The 19555-nt window shown below is 60.3% G+C and carries 15 protein-coding genes and 2 tRNA genes; 8 read left to right on the top strand and 9 right to left on the bottom strand.

What is annotated here, in order from left to right; genetic code table 11:
• Window positions 1–66: 66 nt before the first annotated feature.
• Complete coding sequence (locus BLU48_RS21815) at window positions 67–1266, bottom strand: CaiB/BaiF CoA transferase family protein (RefSeq protein ID WP_043046867.1); 1200 nt, start codon at window positions 1264–1266, stop codon at window positions 67–69.
• 137 nt (window positions 1267–1403) lie between these two features.
• Here BLU48_RS21815 and BLU48_RS21810 point away from each other — a divergent pair, with 137 nt between their 5' ends.
• Entirely contained in the window at window positions 1404–1946 is a 543-nt protein-coding gene (locus tag BLU48_RS21810; RefSeq protein ID WP_003193952.1) for a YaeQ family protein, read from the top strand.
• A gap of 157 nt (window positions 1947–2103) precedes the next feature.
• A complete protein-coding gene (gene recJ, locus BLU48_RS21805) occupies window positions 2104–3813 on the top strand; it encodes a single-stranded-DNA-specific exonuclease RecJ (protein WP_057021663.1) in 1710 nt (569 codons plus the stop codon).
• Between the two features lie 136 nt (window positions 3814–3949).
• On the opposite strand, the gene BLU48_RS21800 is transcribed toward recJ, so the two are convergent.
• The 4 genes from BLU48_RS21800 to BLU48_RS21785 form a co-directional block, all read right to left on the bottom strand.
• On the bottom strand, window positions 3950–5230 hold the full coding sequence (locus BLU48_RS21800) for a virulence factor family protein (protein WP_057021662.1): 1281 nt from the start codon (window positions 5228–5230) through the stop codon (window positions 3950–3952).
• The gene (mprF, locus tag BLU48_RS21795; RefSeq protein WP_057021661.1) at window positions 5230–7872 is read right to left on the bottom strand and encodes a bifunctional lysylphosphatidylglycerol flippase/synthetase MprF; all 2643 of its coding nucleotides are present in this window, start codon (window positions 7870–7872) and stop codon (window positions 5230–5232) included. Before mprF ends, BLU48_RS21800 begins: the two co-directional genes overlap by 1 nt.
• Before the next feature lie 279 nt (window positions 7873–8151).
• Window positions 8152–8228 (bottom strand) — tRNA-Met (locus BLU48_RS21790).
• A gap of 176 nt (window positions 8229–8404) precedes the next feature.
• Window positions 8405–8481: transfer RNA gene (locus tag BLU48_RS21785), tRNA-Met, on the bottom strand.
• Between the two features lie 278 nt (window positions 8482–8759).
• Between BLU48_RS21785 and dinB the strand changes: the two genes are divergently transcribed.
• Complete coding sequence (dinB, locus tag BLU48_RS21780; protein WP_057021660.1) at window positions 8760–9818, top strand: DNA polymerase IV; 1059 nt, start codon at window positions 8760–8762, stop codon at window positions 9816–9818.
• A 129-nt stretch (window positions 9819–9947) separates the two neighbouring features.
• On the opposite strand, the gene BLU48_RS21775 is transcribed toward dinB, so the two are convergent.
• From BLU48_RS21775 to BLU48_RS21760, 4 genes are all read right to left on the bottom strand, one after another.
• A complete protein-coding gene (locus BLU48_RS21775) occupies window positions 9948–10901 on the bottom strand; it encodes a hypothetical protein (RefSeq protein WP_057021659.1) in 954 nt (317 codons plus the stop codon).
• A gap of 19 nt (window positions 10902–10920) precedes the next feature.
• Window positions 10921–12636: a proline--tRNA ligase gene (locus BLU48_RS21770; protein WP_043051604.1), complete on the bottom strand. Its 1716-nt coding sequence runs from the start codon at window positions 12634–12636 to the stop codon at window positions 10921–10923.
• 202 nt (window positions 12637–12838) lie between these two features.
• Window positions 12839–14371 carry an AmpG family muropeptide MFS transporter gene (locus tag BLU48_RS21765; protein ID WP_057021658.1) on the bottom strand — a complete coding sequence of 511 codons (1533 nt, stop codon included), beginning with the start codon at window positions 14369–14371 and terminating at the stop codon, window positions 12839–12841.
• A 43-nt stretch (window positions 14372–14414) separates the two neighbouring features.
• Window positions 14415–14729, bottom strand: a complete 315-nt coding sequence (locus tag BLU48_RS21760) for an MGMT family protein (RefSeq protein WP_057021657.1) — start codon at window positions 14727–14729, stop codon at window positions 14415–14417.
• A gap of 196 nt (window positions 14730–14925) precedes the next feature.
• Here BLU48_RS21760 and BLU48_RS21755 point away from each other — a divergent pair, with 196 nt between their 5' ends.
• From BLU48_RS21755 to groL, 5 genes are all read left to right on the top strand, one after another.
• The gene (locus BLU48_RS21755) at window positions 14926–15933 is read left to right on the top strand and encodes a DUF481 domain-containing protein (RefSeq protein ID WP_056847589.1); all 1008 of its coding nucleotides are present in this window, start codon (window positions 14926–14928) and stop codon (window positions 15931–15933) included.
• 102 nt (window positions 15934–16035) lie between these two features.
• The gene (locus tag BLU48_RS21750) at window positions 16036–16767 is read left to right on the top strand and encodes a HugZ family pyridoxamine 5'-phosphate oxidase (RefSeq protein ID WP_057021656.1); all 732 of its coding nucleotides are present in this window, start codon (window positions 16036–16038) and stop codon (window positions 16765–16767) included.
• Window positions 16768–16833: 66 nt separating this feature from the next.
• A complete protein-coding gene (locus BLU48_RS21745; protein WP_043051599.1) occupies window positions 16834–17310 on the top strand; it encodes an FxsA family protein in 477 nt (158 codons plus the stop codon).
• Between the two features lie 247 nt (window positions 17311–17557).
• Window positions 17558–17851: a co-chaperone GroES gene (locus BLU48_RS21740; RefSeq protein ID WP_043051598.1), complete on the top strand. Its 294-nt coding sequence runs from the start codon at window positions 17558–17560 to the stop codon at window positions 17849–17851.
• 49 nt (window positions 17852–17900) lie between these two features.
• Window positions 17901–19547, top strand: coding sequence for a chaperonin GroEL (gene groL, locus BLU48_RS21735; protein ID WP_057021655.1), 1647 nt, complete (start codon window positions 17901–17903; stop codon window positions 19545–19547).
• Window positions 19548–19555 lie beyond the last annotated feature (8 nt).

Raw genomic sequence — 19555 nt, 5'->3', positions numbered from 1 at the left:
TTTGTAGGCCACGTTTAACCCCGAGTTGTCTCCCCACTGCTCGGGGTTTCTTTTTGCCCGCGATTTTTAGATCGCACCATTCTCACGCAGGCGGGTAATAGCCGCCGCGTCGTAGCCCAGGGCATTGAGCACCACGCTGTTGTGTTCACCCAATTGCGGCCCGACCCATTCGCAGCTGCCCGGTGTATCCGAGAGCTTGGGCACTATGCCCGGCATCTTGAAGTCCTTGCCGCCTGGAAGTTGCGCCTTGAGGAACATTTCCCGGGCCAGGAATTGCGGGTCGCCCAGCATGTCTTCGGCGCTGTAGATGCGGCTGGCGGGCACCTCGGCCTTGTTCAGTTGCTCAACCACCTGGTCCAGCGGCAGCGAATTGACCCAGCGGTCGATCACGCCGTACAGCTCGTCGCGGCGCAGGTCTCGCCCGTCATTGCTGGCCAACTGTGGGTCATTCGCCAAGTCGTCACGCCCGATGGTGGCCATGAAGCGTTTGAAAATCGCATCGCCGTTGGCGCCGATCTGCACATGCTTACCGTCCGCACTGGTGTGGATCGAGGAGGGGGTGATGCCGGGCATGATGTTGCCGGTGCGTTCGCGAATAAACCCGAATACGTCGAACTCGGGGATCATGCTTTCCATCATGGCGAAGATGGCTTCATACAACGCCACATCCACCACCTGGCCCAGGCCGCCGTTGACTTCGCGATGACGCAGCGCCATCAACGCACCGATCACGGCCCACAACGCGGCAATCGAGTCGCCGATGGAGATCCCGGTGCGCACGGGCGGGCGGTCCTCGAAGCCGGTGATATAGCGCAAGCCCCCCATGGACTCGCCCACCGCACCAAACCCGGGCTGATCCTTCATCGGCCCGGTCTGGCCGAAACCCGAGAGGCGCACCATCACCAGCTTGGGGTTCAATGCATGCAGGGTTTCCCAGCTCAGGCCGAGCTTTTCCAGCACGCCGGGGCGGAAGTTTTCGATCAGGATGTCGGCGTCGGCCAGCAGTTGCTTGAGGATCGCCAGGCCATCGGGGTGCTTGAGGTTGAGGGTCAGCGACTGCTTGTTACGCGCCTGCACGAACCACCACAACGAGGTGCCCTCATACAGCTTGCGCCATTTGCGCAGCGGGTCGCCGCCGTCCGGCGATTCGACCTTGATCACCTCGGCACCGAATTCAGCGCAGATCCGCGACGCGAATGGGCCGGCGATCAATGTGCCCAGTTCTATGACTTTCAGACCGGCAAGGGGTTTGGCATTCAGCGACATGGGGATCCTTACAAGTGCGGGACGGAGGTATCTTGCTTTTTAACATAGGCGAGCTGCCCGGATGCAGCGCAGTATTCGTTGAATGACCTCGCCATCGGTTAGACTGGCCTCCTTTCCTTGTCTCTAGAAGCCCGTTCATGGCCCAGCCGTCCACGACCTACAAATTCGAACTCAACCTCACCGACCTCGACCGCTCGGTGTATGAGAGCGTCAAACAGACCATCGCCCGCCACCCTTCGGAAACCGAAGAGCGCATGACCGTGCGCCTGCTGGCCTACGCCCTTTGGTACAACGAGCAGTTGGCGTTCGGGCGTGGCCTGTCAGATGTAGACGAGCCGGCCCTGTGGGAAAAAAGCCTGGATGATCGGGTTTTGCACTGGATCGAAGTCGGCCAGCCGGATGCCGACCGCCTGACCTGGTGCTCGCGCCGCACCGAGCGCACCAGCCTGCTGGCCTATGGCAGCCTGCGTGTGTGGGAAGGCAAGGTGGTGCCGGTGGCCAACAACCTGAAGAACGTGCACATCGCCGCCGTGCCCCAGGAAGTGCTCGAGACCCTGGCCAAGGACATGCCGCGGGTGATCAAGTGGGACGTGATGATCAGTGAAGGCACAATCTTCGTGACCGACGACCGTGGCCAGCATGAAGTGCAACTACAATGGTTGGTTGGCGAGCGTGGTTGAAAAGGTGGGAGCTGGCATGCCTGCGATGCATACCACTCGGTACATCAGACACACCGAGTGGATGCCATCGCAGGCAAGCCAGCTCCCACACTTGATCTTTGTTGCGTTCAATATCTGTGTTTAACCGATGTATTAGAAGAGAAGCACCCGTCACCCCATGCGTATCGATCCCCGCCCATTGCCCGCCGTCCTGCCATTCCTCGGTGAATTGCCACCGCTGTTGACCCGTCTCTACGCCGCACGCGGGGTGCAATCGGAAGCCGAGCTGGACAAGAGCCTGGCGCGGTTGATTCCCTACCAGCAGCTCAAAGGCATCGACGCGGCGGTGGACTTGTTGGTGACCGCCTTGGAGCAGCGCCAGCGCATCCTGATCGTTGGTGACTTCGACGCCGATGGCGCCACGGCGAGCACCGTGGGCACCCTGGGCCTGCGTCTGCTCGGGGCGGCCCATGTCGATTATCTGGTGCCCAACCGCTTCGAATACGGCTACGGCCTGACTCCGGAGATTGTCGCGGTGGCGCTGCAACGCGAGCCGCAGTTGCTGATCACCGTGGACAACGGTATCTCCAGCGTCGAAGGCGTGGCGGCGGCAAAGGCCGCGGGATTGAAGGTGCTGGTGACCGACCACCACTTGCCGGGCGATGAACTGCCAGCGGCGGACGCCATCGTCAATCCGAACCAGCCGGGCTGCGGGTTTCCCAGCAAGGCCCTGGCCGGGGTCGGGGTGATTTTCTACGTGCTGATGGCCTTGCGTGCGCGTTTGCGCAGCTTGGGCTGGTATGACAACAGCCCACAGCCGAACATCGGTGAACTGCTCGACCTGGTGGCCCTGGGCAGTGTCGCCGACGTGGTGCCGCTGGACGCCAACAACCGCATCCTCGTCCATCAGGGCCTGGAGCGTATCCGTGCGGGTCGGGCGCGACCCGGGATCAAGGCGATCCTCGAAGTAGCCAAGCGCGATCATGCCCGCATCACCTCCACCGACCTGGGTTTTATCCTCGGCCCGCGTCTGAACGCCGCCGGGCGCCTGGATGATATGAGCCTGGGCATCGAATGCCTGCTCACTACTGACGTTGCCGCCGCACGGGAAATGGCCGCGCAACTGGACGGCATGAATCAGGACCGCAAATCCATCGAACAAGGCATGCAGCGCGAGGCTCTGGCCCAGCTCAAGGACTTGCCGGTGGAGTCGATGCCGTACGGCTTGTGCCTGTTCGACCCGGAGTGGCACCAGGGGGTGATCGGCATCCTCGCGTCGCGCATGAAAGAACGTTACTTCCGCCCGACCATTGCCTTTGCTGACGCGGGTGACGGCCTGCTCAAGGGTTCTGGGCGTTCGGTGCAAGGCTTTCATATCCGCGATGCGCTGGCGGTTGTCGCCAGCCAGCATCCCAACCTGATCAGCAAGTACGGCGGTCACGCCATGGCCGCCGGGCTGACCCTGCCCGAGGCGAACTTCCCGCTGTTTGCGCAAGCCTTTGATGCCGAAGTGCGCCGGCAGCTGCGCGAAGAAGACCTTACCGGCCGCTTGCTCTCCGACGGCACTTTGGCTGTGGAAGAGTTTCACCTGGAACTGGCCCGCGCCCTGCGTCACGCCGGTCCTTGGGGGCAACACTTTCCGGAGCCGTTGTTTCACGGTGTGTTCCAGTTGGTGGAGCAGCGGGTAGTGGGGGAGCGGCACCTGAAGGTGGTGCTCAAGAGCGAATGCGGGTCAGTGAAGCTCGATGGTATCGCCTTTGGCGTGGACCGCGAGGTGTGGCCGAACCCGACCGTGCGGTGGGTAGAGTTGGCTTATAAGCTGGATGTGAACGAGTTTCGCGGCAATGAGACTGTACAGCTGATGATTGCCCACATCGAACCACGTTAGATATTCCTGACAATGCAAGACAAATGTGGGAGGGGGCTTGCTCCCGATAGCGGTGGATCAGTCATACATCATTGACTGACACCCTGCTATCGGGAGCAAGCCCCCTCCCACATTGGGTCCTGTGTGCAGCCTGGAGCTACTCGGCTTTGGCCTGGTGCTTGACGATAATATCCACCAAGCGCTTGGCCAGCGCCGGGTAGTTCTCATCGAAGTGATGCCCGCCCGGCAGCTTCATGGCTTCGCCCACTGCGGTCTTGTCGGTGCAGCCACTCTCGTCGACTTCCTCTGCACCATAGATGCACACGACCTTCTCAGGTGGCAGCTTGGCCATTTCCGGGCCGGTGGCGGCTTCTTTGCCGGCGTTGCCCAGCCAACCTTCCACTTCGATTTCAAAGCTGCCGGTGCGGGCGAAGGCCAGCAGGATGATTGCGTCGACCCGTTGCTGTTCGTTTTCCGGCATACGGTTGTAAATGGCTGGCAGTACATCGGCGCCGAACGAATAACCGGTCAGCACGAAGCGTTTGGTGCCCCATTTCTGCCGGTAGTGCTGCATCAGCTCAGTGAGGTCCTTGGCGCTTTGTTCCGGGGTCTTGTGCTGCCAGTAGTAGCGCAGGGTGTCGATGCCGACCACCGGGTAACCGATCTTGGCCATCTCGCCGGCCACGTCGCGGTCCAGGTCGCGCCAGCCGCCGTCACCGGAGAGAAACAGGGTCACGGTGTCCTTGGCTTGGCCAGCGGGTACTTCCACCACTGGAATGGCCAGGCCGCCGTTGTCCGAACCTACCAGTTGCTTGCGCAGCTCGTTGTTCAGGATTTGCGGGTAATGAATGTCGTAGTCGCTGATGCTGGTAGTAGCACGCGGTGTGTCGCGTACGAAGCTGGCGCTTTCATCGTCAGGATTATCGTTCCACGCCACTAGCCAGTTGCCATGGGCGGCGGTTTTCGGCAGCGGGTCCTTGCAGCCTTCCTGGGTCAATGCGAAGCCCACCGAGATGGCGTTGGCCTTGTCATCGTTCTGGGTGGCCAGCCAGCGCCAGGCGAGTGCGGCGCCAGGGCCGATGCCGCTGACCAGGGTCGCCGGGCCCTTAAGCTGGGCCAGGGCGCCTTGCAGGGCTTGTTCCTGCACTGTGCAGTCAGCCTTGGGCAGCACCACCTGGATGATCTGTGCCGCGCCACCCTGGCTCAGGGCAATCAGCTGGCTGTCGGTCAGGGCTTCATCAGCCATCACCGCCACGGCTACACGAGCTTTCGCGGTGCTGGCCGGGGTCACGCGGGTCATCACCGAGCCGTCGGCCTGGGGCAATTGCTCCAGGGTCGGTTGCGGAGCAGGGCGGTTCCAGTACCAATAGCCGCCACCCAGGATCAGGGCGAGCAGCACTACAAAGGCCAATACATACCGCCAGGAGCGTCGAATCATCAGCGTTTCACCAATCCAGTCAAGCCGCCCGCGATCAGGGCGGCGGTATCGGCCAGTGCCACCAGCGGATCAAGTCCTGCGGGCACGGCCATGTAACGGGGTTCCCAGTCAGGCTGGAACTTGTCTTTGAAGCGGCGCAGACCTTGAAAGTTATACAGTTGCTCGCCACGACGGAACACCATCGAGCCCAGGCGCTGGGTCAACGGTGCGCCACGCCGCGGTTGCAGGCCCGACAGCGGCACCATGCCGAGGCTGAAGCGGGCGTAGCCGTGGTTCTTATAATGTTGAATCAGGCCCACCATCATGAACTCCATGGTCAGCTTGGGCGCGTCCGGGTGGGCACGCATCAGGTCAAGGCTGGCCAGGTCATGGTTGTAGGTTTCGAGCAGGTTGGCAAAGGCCACCGGGCGCCCTTCGAAGCGAATGATCGCAATACGGAAGTGCTTGAGGTAGTCGTCGCTGAAACGGCCCAGGGAGAAGCCCTTTTCCCGCACATTCTTACCTGTCAGCCAGGCATCGGAGATAACTTTTAATTCATCCATCGGCGCCTGGCCGGGTTCGAAGATTTCCAGGGACAGGCCGTCCCGGGTGCCACGGTTCCAGGTGTAGCGCAAATCCTTCATCTCTTTGCCCTTGGCTTCCAGGTCAAAGCGTTTCAGGTCGACGCGGGCTTCTTCGCCCAACTTGATCGCGGTGAGGCCGATGTCCATGTAGTACGGCAGGTTCTCGGCACGGACCTGATAGAACACCGGGCGGGCATGATGGATGTCGCACAGGTCACGGAACTGCCAGATCATCTCGGCACGCGGTTGGGTCGGGCCGATCGGGTCGTACAGGGCCACCAGGCTGCGTCCGCGACGAGCGTACATCAGGAAGGCTTCGTCGTTGGGGTGGAACAGCAGCGCCTTGTCGCCAGTCAGCGCCAGGCCGCCGTCGGGCTGGGAGGAGGCCATCAGGATCTTGGTGGCGCGCTCCAGTTCTTCCGACGTCGGCAAGTGGATGACCGGGCGTGCAGTGCGCAGTAGCCAGGTCAGCGACACGATTACCAGCAGTACCGCGGCACCCAGCAATGAGCGCAAGCCACGTGGGGCGTTGGCGTCGAGGGTGAACTGCCACCACAGTTGATGGCTGTAGGGCACGTCCTGATAGGCGAACAGCAGCAGCCAGATCGAAGCGCCGAGTACACAGACACTGGCCACCAGGTACAGCGGCGAAAAAGGCAATTCGGTCAGGCGGCTGGCGCGGTAGAACGAGCGACGGAAGATCGCCAGCAGCACCGCTGTCATGGTCATCAGGCTGGCTTCTTCCCAGTCGAAACCTTTAAGCAGCGAGAGCAGGGCCCCCACCAGCAGCAACACCATGGTCAGCATCCAGGCTGCCGACAAACGTCGACGCAGGCCCTGGGCAAGCAGCAGGCACAACACGCCGATCAGGCTGGCACCAAAGTGCGAAGCGTCAATCAGGCGGTGGGGAATCAGGAAGCCGATGTTTTCCAGGCGTGAGTCGATTTCTGGCGTGGCGCCGGAAAACAGCAGGACCACGCCGGACAAAAAAACCAGTACGGCCAGTACTGGCGCCGCCAGCCCCGAGGCCACCCGCAGGCTTTGCTGGGTCTGGAATAGACGCTGGGCCTCGTTGACCAGCAGGAACACACAGGCGATCAACAGCGGCAGGACCACATAGATCATCCGGTACAGCAGCAAGGCTGCAGCCAGGGGCGCGGCACCGAGTTTGTCGGCGAAGGCCGCCAGCAGGATCGCTTCGAATACACCCACGCCTCCCGGCACATGGCTGAGCACGCCGGCGGCCAGGGCCAGCAGGTACACCAGCAGGAACGGACCGAAGGGCGGTGCTTCCGGCAACAACATATAAAGGACGGTGGCGGCAGCGGCGACGTCCAATGCGGTGATGATCAGCTGCAGGAAGGTCAGGCGACGGCCAGGCAGGCGCAGCGTACGGCGTCCGGCCTTGACCAGCAGGTTGTCGGGATAGGGCTGTTCCGGCAGGCGGCGGCGATAGATACCGATGCACAACGCGGCTGACAGCAGCAGCACGGCACCGGCGATGCCGCCGAGCAGGCCTTGCGGTAAGTGCAGGTAAGTCGAGGCCGCCGGCAGGTTGCTCAAGGTGGCCAATGCGGCCAGTGGCGGCAGGGCACAGCCCAGGGCCAGGCTGGCGAACACGGTCATGTGCGCCACTTCCGACGCGCCGATGCCATGCCGTGCATATAGACGGTAGCGCACCGAGCCGCCCGAGAGCATCGACAAACCAATGGCGTTGCCGATGGCAAAGGCGGTGAAGCCACCCAGGGCCAGGGTCTTGGCGGGCAACTTCACCCCGGCATAACGGGCACCGGAGAATTCATAGCCGAGCAGGATGACGAAGCCGGCGACCGCCGCTGCAAACGCGCCGAGCAGGGCTGGCTTGGGCACCTCCAGGATCGAGTCATGCAGGGCATAGAGATCCAGTTCCAGCAGCAGGTGTCGGCAAGCGATCAGGGCGATAGCAAACAACAGCAGCGTAACCGCCAGGCCGATGGGCTGCCGGTACTTGCTCAACAGATCCAGCCAGCGCAAGCGGGTGGGCGTGATCGGTTGTTCTGCTGTGACAGTGTCTTGTGGTTCAGACGAGTTGGCGCGCATCAATCACCTCGTGGATTGTGCGCGACAGGATGGGGGTATCCAGCCAAGTTACCAATCCCTATGGACAAAATAATTACAAATATTAACGCGGATCACCGGGTGGGGCGACTGCGGCCATTGGTCGTAGAGGGAAGCGCTTGAGCATTGAGCCTAGCGTGCAATGAGATGGACTCTACAAACCCTGTACGGTTTCATGAAAGATGCCATGTCATTGTTTCAGGAGAACTTTTTCACCGGATACAAAAAAGGCCACTCTTTCGAGTAGCCTTTTTTGATGTTTGGTTGCGGGAGCCGGATTTGAACCGACGACCTTCGGGTTATGAGCCCGACGAGCTACCAGACTGCTCCATCCCGCGTCTGTGGGCGGCATTCTACAGTCCAGCGGCAAGGTGTCAACCGTTAATGCACCGATGGGGCCAATTAGTGCGAATTATCCTGAAATCAAGGCGTTGGCGCGTTTTTGGTAAGAGGGGTGATGAAAAACAGACGCGCACAAAAAAGGCCACTCTTTCGAGTAGCCTTTCTTGATGTTTGGTTGCGGGAGCCGGATTTGAACCGACGACCTTCGGGTTATGAGCCCGACGAGCTACCAGACTGCTCCATCCCGCGTCTGTGTGTCGGCATTCTACAGAGGAACGCGAGTGTGTCAACCCGTTAATCGAAGAAAAGCGCTTGTGCTTCAATCGGTTAGCTCAGCAAAGTGCGGCCTTGAACCGCTCGGGGCCAGTCAGGCCGAGGCTTTCAGCTCTATCGGAAGGCTGAATTCGATTGAGAAAATAAATTCATCTGGGAAACTTCCTACCATTTGGAAGGAAGAATCAAACTACTGGTGCTATATACAGGTGTGAATGCGATACTGCCCACCCGTTGGTTCACACCCCGTTTATATGACGCAGCGCAAAATCATACACGTCGATTGTGATTGCTTCTACGCCGCCATTGAGATGCGCGATGACCCGAGCCTGGCGCAAAAGCCCTTGGCCGTGGGTGGCTCGGCGGACCGTCGGGGCGTGATCGCTACCTGTAACTACGAGGCGCGGGCGTACGGGGTTCGTTCTGCCATGTCGTCGCGCCACGCCTTGAAGCTGTGCCCGGACCTGACCATCGTCAAGCCGCGCATGGATGCCTATAAAGAAGCATCGAAGGAAATCCAGACGATCTTTCGCGACTACACCGACTTGATCGAGCCGTTGTCGCTGGATGAAGCCTACCTTGATGTCTCCGACAGCCCGCATTTTGGCGGCAGTGCCACGCGCATTGCCCAGGATATACGCCGCCGCGTTTCCAACCAGCTGCATATCACCGTGTCTGCCGGTGTGGCGCCGAACAAGTTTTTGGCCAAGATCGCCAGCGACTGGAAAAAACCTAACGGCCTATTCGTGATCACCCCGGACCAAGTCGAAAACTTTGTTTCGCAGTTGCGCGTCAGCAAGTTGCACGGCGTCGGCAAGGTCACGGCGGATAAGCTCGCACGCCTGGGTATCGAAGACTGCCTGCAGTTGCGCGAGTGGAACAAACTGGCGCTGGTGCGCGAATTCGGCAGTTTTGGCGAGCGCCTGTGGAGCCTGGCCCGTGGGATTGATGACCGCGTGGTGCAGAACGACAGCCGTCGACAATCCATCAGTGTGGAAAATACCTACGACGTGGACTTGCCGGATCTCTCAAGCTGCCTGGCGAAACTGCCTGAGCTGATGGAAACCCTGGCCGGGCGGATGGCGCGCATAGACAGCAGCTACCGGGCGGGCAAGCCGTTTGTAAAAGTGAAGTTTCATGACTTTACCCAGACGACACTGGAACAGGCCGGGGCAGGGCGGGATCTGGAGAGTTATCAACAGTTGCTGACCCAGGCGTTTAACCGTGGGGGGAAACCGGTGCGATTGCTGGGGATTGGGGTGCGGTTGCTGGACCTGAGCGGCGGTAACGAACAGCTCGAATTTTCCTGGTAGAAACCCGAAACAAATGTGGGAGCTGGCTTGCCTGCGATAGCGGAGTGTCAGTCAAGAATGCTTTAACTGATACACCGCTATCGCAGGCAAGCCAGCTCCCACAGTTTGATCTTCACAGGTATTGCGCGATCAGCGTGCGCCAGGATCCGCCACCAACCGCCCCGCATCCTTGGTCAACGCCTGCAGGAATTCCTGCTGCAATTCCGGATCATTGCGGGTCAGTTCAATCAGGCTTTGTTCCAGTTCGCTGGCCTCTTCTTCCAGGCCCAGTTCCGACAGGCGCTTGACCCGGTGTACCCACTGGTTCACTTCGTCATCTTCCAGGTCGTCGTAGATCAGCCCATGGGCTTCCAGCAATTTGCCGCGCAGGCTGTTGCTGACCGCCAGGGACGAGTCCGTATGCACGTCATCCTGGCCGTCTTCGACGCTGATCTTCAAGGTGGTGACGCGGTTCAGGTCTTGCTCGGCAAATGGGCTGTCCAACAGGTTCAGGCGTAGTATGCCGTTGCGGTCGGTGGTCAGCTCATGGGTCTGCTTGCCGGCGGTGACCTGTACCGGGCGTTCGCTCCAGGGCAGGCTCGAGTACTCCAGGCGCTTGTCACGCTGGACTTCATCGATAGCTGCCAGGTTCTGTTGCGCACGGCCGTGGGATTGCACGTTCATGAACGGGTTGATGCCGTCCACGCCGTAGCTCAACCAGTCACGGGTCACGCTCGTGGGCAAGTTGCCGAGGGCGAAGATATTCGCCACGTTGGCGCCCACGCCGGCCACCAACGCCACGGCGCCCAGCGGCATCTCGTAGAGTTTGCGCCAGGGCTGGTAGGGCGTGTAGCGGTCGTAACGACGGGTGACTTCGAATTCGGTGACCTCGAAGGTCTTCTGCTCATGAATGCGAACCCGGCGTTGCGGCAGCTCCAACACTTTGGGTTCGCCGACATCGATCTGCAGGCTGTGGTCGAGCAACTTGCGCTCGATCCGCTCCTCGTGCTCACTGCGTTGCGACATCTGATTGGCGCAGCCGCTGACCAGCAGGGCGCCGCACAAGGCGGCGCCCCCCAGGGTTCTGCTGTGTGGCTTGAACATGACGTCTCTTGGTCTGGTTTCAGCGACGAATGCGCGCCTGGAGGAAAGACAGCACGTCAGCCACCGGCAACGGTTGGGCTTCGGCTTCGGTCCGGCTCTTGTATTCCAGGTTGCCATCGGCCAGGCCGCGGTCACTGACCACGATCCGGTGCGGGATGCCAATCAGTTCCATGTCGGCAAACTTGATACCCGGGCTGGTCTTCTTGTCCCGGTCATCCAGCAGCACTTCAAAACCGGCGGCCGTCAGTTCGGCATACAGTTTGTCGGTGGCTTCGCGTACCTGCTCGGTTTCGTAGCGCAGTGGCACCAGAGCCACCTGGAACGGTGCCAGGGCGTCACTCCAGATAATGCCTTTTTCGTCGTTATTCTGTTCGATGGCAGCGGCTACCACACGAGAAACGCCGATGCCGTAGCAACCCATTTCCAGGGTGATCGGCTTGCCGTTCTCGCCCAGCACTTCGCACTTCATCGCCTTGCTGTACTTGTTGCCCAGCTGGAAGATATGCCCGACTTCGATGCCGCGCTTGATTTCCAGGGTGCCCTTGCCATCCGGGCTTGGGTCGCCGGCGACAACGTTACGCAGGTCGGCCACGGTCGGAACCGGCAGGTCGCGCTCCCAGTTCACGCCAAAGTAGTGCTTGTCGTCGATGTTCGCGCCGATGCCGAAGTCGCTCATCAGCTCCACCGAACGGTCGATGATGATCGGCAGGGGCAGGTTCAGCGGGCCCAGGGAGCCGGCGCCAGCGCCGATGGCGTCACGCAGTTCGGCGTCGGAGGCCATGACCAGTGGGCTGGCCACGCCAGGTTGGTTGGCCGCCTTGATTTCGTTGAGCTCATGGTCGCCACGGATGACCAGGGCGATCAGCTTGCCTTCTTCTTCGGCGTGCACGATCAAGGTCTTGATGGTCTTTTCAATCGGCAGATTGAATTTTTCCACCAGTGCCGCGATGGTCTTGGTGTCAGGGGTATCGACCAGGCGCAGTTCCTCGGCCGGTGCGGGGCGGGAAGTTTCCCGTGGCACGGCTTCGGCTTTCTCGATGTTGGCCGCGTAGTCGGAACCGTTGCTGAACACGATATCGTCTTCGCCGGATTCGGCCAGCACGTGGAATTCGTGGGAGCCGGCACCGCCGATGGAGCCATTGTCCGCTTCAACCGGGCGGAATTTCAGGCCCAGGCGCGTGAACACGTTGCAATAGGCCTGGTGCATGCGATCGTAGGTGACCTGCAGCGACGCGAGGTCGGCGTGGAAGGAATAAGCATCCTTCATGATGAACTCGCGGCCACGCATCAGGCCGAAGCGTGGGCGGATTTCATCACGGAACTTGGTCTGGATCTGATACAGGTTCAGTGGCAACTGCTTATAGCTGCTCAACTCGTTGCGCATCAGATCGGTGATGACCTCTTCATGGGTCGGGCCGGCGCAGAAATCGCGGCCATGACGGTCCTTGAAGCGCAGCAACTCAGGGCCGTACTCTTCCCAGCGCCCGGATTCCTGCCATAACTCAGCCGGTTGGGTGCTCGGCATCAACACTTCCAGAGAGCCGGCGGCGTTCATTTCTTCACGAACGATGGCTTCGACCTTGCGCATCACCTTCAAGCCCATGGGCAACCAGGTGTACAGGCCGGAGGCCAGTTTGCGGATCATACCGGCGCGCAGCATCAGCTGGTGGCTGATCACTACCGCGTCGGAAGGCGTTTCTTTCTGTGTGGCGAGCAAATATTGACTGGTACGCATGGTAGGCCGTTGTCGGTTGCTTGGACTTGAAATGACTTGGGATTGTACGGGCGCTTGCTGCTGGAGTACAGGCGTGACGTTGCGGGGGCTGACTGACTGTGGGAGATCCAATGTGGGAGGGGGCTTGCCCTCGATGGCGGTGTGTCAGTGTCAGATGTACTGACAGACACACTCCCATCGAGGGCAAGCCCCCTCCCACATTTCAATCTTCCTGCGGCGGATTCAGCTGTGCACGCCGGTTTTCCTGGAACCAGTGCAACGCAATCAGGAACAGCGTCGGCAGGCCCAGCAGGCAGGTGATCATGAAGAAGTTGTGGTAACCGAACTTCTCCACCATCACCCCCGAATACCCACCGATCAGGCGTGGCAGCAACAGCATGATCGAGCTGAGCAACGCGTACTGGGTGGCGGAGAACTTGAGGTTGGTCAGGCTCGACAGGTAGGCGACAAACGCCGACGTGGCAAGGCCCGAGCTGAAGTTATCCAGGGAAATGGTGACGATCAGCATCTGCAGGTCGGGGCCCATGTCGGCGAGCATCACGAACAACAGGTTGGTGCCGGCCGAGGCCACGCCGCCGATGAACAGGATCGGCAGGATACCGAACCGCACAATCAACAGGCCGCCCATGCCGGCGCCGACCAGGGTCATGATCAGGCCGAAGATCTTGCTCACCCCGGCGATCTGGTCCTTGGTAAAGCCCTGGTCGATGTAGAACACGTTGGCCATCACGCCCATCACCGTGTCGGACATGCGATAGGTGGCAATCAGCCCGAGCAGCAACAGTGCCTGCCAGCGATAACGCAGGATAAAGTCGTTGACCGGCGTCAGCACCGGCGCCAGGCCCCGGCGACCCATGGCCGAAAGGCACAGCGAAGTGAGCGTGATATAGAGGATGGCGCGCAGGAATGCGCGGTCTTCCATCAGCAATTCCCATAGGCTCACACCCTGGAACAGCACGCTGGCGAAGTCAGTGTTGTACAGCTGGGTGAACATCGCGGGCACCGACACCAGCAGCACGATCAACACGAACACCGACACCAGTTGGTGCACGAAGCTGTAGCGCCCGGCCTGCAACTGGGTGCGTAGGGGCACATCGGGCTCACGCATCAACAGCGTGGTCAGCAGCGCCGGAACCATCAGCACGCCGAACAGCACATAGGTGCCGGTCCAGGCCGAGTGTTTATAGTTGAAGCCGGTGGAGCCGAAGCCTTCGGCAAAGAACAGTGCGCCGGCCGTGGCCAGCAGGGCGGCGATGCGATAACCGGACATATAGCTTGCGGCTAGGGCGGCCTGGCGGCTGTCGTCGGCAATTTCCAGGCGATAGGCATCGACGGCAATGTCTTGGGTGGCCGACGCGAACGCGACTACCACCGCAATGGCGATCAACCAGGACAAGTGTTTTTGCGGATCGCAGAAGCCCATGCCGATCAATCCGAGGATCACCAGCGACTGGGCCAGCACCAGCCAGGAACGACGACGCCCCAGTTTTCCGAGTAACGGCAGGCGCCATTGGTCGAGCAGCGGCGACCAGACCCATTTGAAGGCGTAGGCCAGACCGATCAGGCTCGCATAGCCGATGGTCTCGCGAGCCACACCGGCTTCACGCAGCCACACGGAAAGCGTCGAGAACACCAACATGTAAGGCATGCCGGCGGCGAAACCGAGCAACAACAGCACTAACGTCGAGGGGCTGGCATAGGCGGCGAGCGCGGCGCGCCAGGTTTTACGGGGCATGGGCTGGAGTCTGCCTCAGATTTGCGGAAACAAAGCGCGCACTCTAACCGCTGTGCTCTACCGGGCGCCAGCCATGACGCTGAATATCAACGCGATTGTTCAGGATAGTGATGCCTTCGCTACGCAAACGCGCACGTTGTTCGTCACCCGAGGCACTGCCCACCGGCAGGCTTATCCGACCGCCGGCACCCAACACCCGATGCCAGGGCAATCGCGTGTCCTCGGGCAACTGGCTCAGGGTGCGCCCGACCCAGCGGGCGGCGCGGCCCAGGCCGGCCAGTTGGGCCAGCTCGCCGTAGCTCACCACGCAGCCTTCCGGCACTTGCGCCAGTGTCAGGTACAAGGCGGTACGACGCATGTCGGCGGGGTTCTGCGGCGTATCGGCAGGTAGATTCACTATGTGGGGATATCCGTTGAGATCGTCGTTGTTTTGTCAGAAACGTCTGTAAACATGGCGATGAGAATTGAACTCAATATAAATCCTTGAGTCAGTTCTAGCCATGTAACACTATAACGCCCCTTATTTTCGCCACCCCTGAGCCCCGTATCTGCTTATGTTGTCCAGAACCCTGTTGTGCCTTGCTGTTTTCAGTGCTTCCACGCCCTTGCTCGCCGATACCGTGTGGTTGAAAAACGGTGACCGCCTGACCGGCAAGATCAAAGTCTTCGACGGCGGCAAATTGCTGATCCAGACAACCTACGCAGGCTCTATCCCGGTGGACTGGAAGCAGGTCAAGACCCTGGAAAGCGACCAGGAGCTGCTGGTCAAGCAGGACGCCTACAGCGGTGAAAAGGCCAAGTCCTTGCACGCCTCGGATGATGGGAAGGTGGTGCTGGCCAATGGCGAGGCACCCAAGACCGTGGAGCTGGCAAGTATCCAACAGATCATGAAGCCCAAGCCAGTGATCGAAGACCTGGTGTGGAAGGGCAACGTCGACCTGGCGCTCGACTACAAGCGTGCGGACAAAGACACCAACGACTACGACGTCGACTTCAAGACCTCGGCCCGTCACGGCCAGTGGCGTCATACGGGCAAGGGTGAATACAACCGCGAGTTCCAGGATGACGTCACCACCACCGACAACTGGGCGCTGGAATACAGCCTGGACCGCTTCATCACCGAGCACTGGTTCTGGCAGGGCCGCTTGACCTACAAGCGCGACAAGGTCGAAGACCTGGCTCGCCAGCGCGTTGTCGGTACCGGCCCGGGCTATCAGTTCTGGGACGATGAGCTGGGCGCCTTCTCCCTGGGTTCGCTGGTCAACCGCACCGATTATGAATATGCCGACGGCGGCAAGGACAACTTCTATTCCCTGGCCATGAAGTGGAACTACAACCGCTACCTGGTGGGCAAGACCGTTGAATTCTTCACCAACGGTGAATTGGGCAAGCCCCTGGCCGGACCGGCCGAGTATTCCCTGGATGCCGAGATGGGCCTGCGCTACAAGGTCACCGAGTGGGCTTCGCTGAACTTGAAGGCTGAGCGCAACGAGGTCAGCGGCAACTCCGACAGCAGCTTGAGCAAGACCCGCTACACCGCAGGCTTTGGTGTGGCCTGGTAAAACCTGCGTCGGCCACCCTGGCAACCTGCGCGGATATTGATTACCTTGTGTTGAGATCCATTCCCATATGCCATGGACGGCGCAACACCGAGGAGTCATACGTTGAGCGCGCACGTTGCCAAGAACGCCCGAGAGCTGTTGCTCAAGGAATACCGTGGGGCTCTCTCCACACTGTCCAAGGCCATGCCCGGGTTTCCCTTTGGCTCGGTCGTGCCCTATTGCCTTGACGAACAAGGCCGCCCGCTGATCCTGATCAGCCGCATCGCCCAGCACACCCACAACCTGCAAAAAGATCCCAAGTGCTCGCTGCTGGTAGGTGAGCGCGGGGCCGATGATGTGCAGGCCGTGGGGCGCCTGACCTACCTGGCCGAAGCCGAAAAGCTTGAAGACCAAGCAGCGATTGAAGCCGCTGCCGAGCGTTATTACCGCTATTTCCCCGATTCGGCCAACTACCACAAGGCCCACGATTTCGATTTCTGGATGCTCAAGCCGGTGCGCCACCGGTATATCGGCGGGTTTGGCGCGATTCACTGGGTCGATCAGTTGACCTTGGCCAACCCGTTTGCCGGCAAGGCCGAACGCAGCATGATCGAGCACATGAACAGCGATCACACCAAGGCCATTGCCCATTACGTCGAGCTCAGCGGGTTGCCCGCGTCCGAGCCTGCGCAATTGGCTGGCATCGACAGCGAAGGCATGCACCTGCGTATCGGCCAGTCCCTGCATTGGTTGCCCTTCGCAACGCCTTGCAACACGCCGACACAAGTGCGCGAAGCCTTGGTTTCGTTGGCTCACGCCGAGGCCTGGCCGAAAATAACCGCCGCCAATGCTTGAATTCACGAAATGGCGACGTCATCTAAGGTGGACTGGCAAGGCATTCTTGCGTTGAGGAACCATTTGATGCGCCCTTTTTTATTGCTCTTTCTGCTGTTCCCGGTGTTGGAGCTGTTCGTATTCGTTCAAGTCAGCGGTGCGATCGGGTTTTTCCCGGCATTGCTGTTGATCATCGCCGGCTCGATGCTCGGCGTCCTCGTGCTGCGCGTCGCCGGCCTGGCTACGGCGTTGCGTGCCCGTGAGAGCCTGAACCGCGGCGAGTTACCCGCCCAGACCATGCTGGAGGGCTTGATGATGGCGCTGGCAGGTGGCTTGTTGATCCTGCCGGGCTTTGTCAGCGATGTGGTCGGCCTGGTCCTGCTGCTGCCGTTCACGCGCAAGCTGCTGGCCGGCAAGATGCGCCAGCGCGCCGAAGAAGCCGCGATTCGCCAACGCGCCTTCGCCGACGACCTGCAACCGCGTGGCGGTCCGGCCCCGCGCCAGCCCCTGGGACGCGAAGGCGATGTGATCGAAGGCGAATTCGAACACCGCGACAGCAAATAACCGATTCACTGGCACGGCACCCTCGGGTGCCGTGTTGCATTCACCCCGCCGCCGACACAAAAAATTTCATCCTTGCCCCCTTGTAATAACCACAGCCGCCCTTATGTAACGGTCACCGCAAGGTTTCTGGTGGTGACACTAGACAGACTTCCGCGATTCGCCCAGCGAGTCGCGACCGGCACCGCCGGAATTTAACCCGCCGGAATTGATACCGGCCGATGAAAATCACAATTAGGAGAGATCGACAATGAAGCTTCGTCCTCTGCATGACCGCGTCGTCATCCGTCGCAGTGAAGAAGAAAAGAAAACCGCTGGCGGCATCGTCCTGCCAGGTTCGGCTGCTGAAAAAGCCAACCACGGTGTGATTCTTGCTGCGGGTCCAGGCAAGGCTCTGGAAAACGGTGAAGTACGTGCGCTGGCCGTGAAAGTGGGTGACAAGGTTGTTTTCGGCCCTTACTCCGGCAGCAACACTGTGAAAATCGACGGCGAAGACCTGCTGGTCATGAGCGAGAGCGAGATTCTCGCCGTTCTGGAAGACTGATTCCCCGTTCATTTTCCCGTTACTACAAAGTATTTAAGGAATATCGATCATGGCTGCTAAAGAAGTTAAATTCGGCGATTCCGCCCGCAAGAAAATGCTCACCGGTGTCAACGTCCTGGCTGACGCAGTAAAAGCGACCCTCGGCCCGAAAGGTCGTAACGTGATCATCGAGAAGAGCTTCGGCGCTCCGACCATCACCAAGGACGGCGTTTCCGTAGCCAAAGAGATCGAACTGGAAGACCGTTTCGAAAACATGGGTGCGCAGCTGGTCAAAGACGTTGCCTCCCGTGCCAACGATGACGCAGGCGACGGCACCACCACCGCTACCGTCCTGGCCCAGGCGATCGTCAACGAAGGCTACAAGGCCGTCGCTGCCGGCATGAACCCGATGGACCTCAAGCGCGGCATCGACAAGGCGACCATCGCCGTCGTCGCTGAGCTGAAGAACCTGTCCAAGCCATGCGCCGACACCAAGGCCATCGCTCAGGTAGGCACCATCTCCGCCAACTCCGACAGCTCCATCGGCGACATCATTGCCCAAGCGATGGAAAAAGTCGGTAAAGAAGGCGTGATCACCGTTGAAGAAGGCTCGGGCCTGGAAAACGAACTGTCGGTTGTAGAAGGCATGCAGTTCGACCGCGGCTACCTGTCCCCGTACTTCGTCAACAAGCCTGAGACCATGGTTGCCGAACTGGACAACCCGCTGATCCTGCTGGTCGACAAGAAGATCTCCAACATCCGCGAAATGCTGCCAGTGCTGGAAGCCGTTGCCAAAGCCGGCCGCCCACTGCTGATCGTTTCCGAAGACGTTGAAGGCGAAGCCCTGGCGACCCTGGTCGTGAACAACATGCGTGGCATCGTTAAAGTCGCGGCCGTCAAGGCTCCAGGCTTCGGCGATCGTCGCAAGGCCATGCTGCAGGACATCGCTGTATTGACCGGCGGTACCGTTATCTCCGAAGAGATCGGCCTGAGCCTGGAAAGCGCCACCCTGGAAAACCTGGGTAGCGCCAAGCGCGTAACCATCTCCAAGGAAAACACCATCATCGTTGACGGTGCTGGCGTTGAAGGCGACATCGAGTCCCGTATCGCCCAGATCCGCGCACAGGTTGCTGAAACCTCCTCGGACTACGACCGTGAAAAACTGCAAGAGCGTCTGGCCAAGCTGTCCGGCGGCGTTGCAGTGATCAAGGTTGGCGCTGGTTCCGAAGTCGAAATGAAAGAAAAGAAAGCCCGCGTTGAAGACGCCCTGCACGCAACCCGTGCAGCCGTTGAAGAAGGCGTGGTACCTGGCGGCGGCGTTGCGCTGATCCGTGCTCTGGAAGCCTTGACTAACCTGACCGGCGACAACGCTGACCAGAACGTCGGTATCGCGGTACTGCGTCGTGCCGTTGAAGCACCGCTGCGCCAGATCGCTGCCAACTCCGGTGACGAGCCAAGCGTTGTGGTCAACGAAGTCAAGAACGGCAAGGGTAACTACGGTTACAACGCTGCGACTGGCATCTACGGCGACATGATCGAAATGGGCATCCTGGACCCTACCAAGGTGACTCGTTCGGCGCTGCAAGCGGCAGCCTCCATCGGTGGCCTGATCCTGACCACCGAAGCTGCCATCGCTGAAAAGCCGAAGGCTGAAGGCGCAGCTGGCGGCGGCATGCCAGACATGGGCGGCATGGGTGGCATGGGCGGCATGATGTAAGCCAGCCT

Source organism: Pseudomonas synxantha, assembly GCF_900105675.1.
GTDB classification, from domain to species: Bacteria; Pseudomonadota; Gammaproteobacteria; order Pseudomonadales; family Pseudomonadaceae; genus Aquipseudomonas; species Aquipseudomonas synxantha.
The sequence above is the reverse complement of the archived record's forward strand: the minus strand, read 5'-3'. Positions and strand labels throughout refer to the sequence as shown.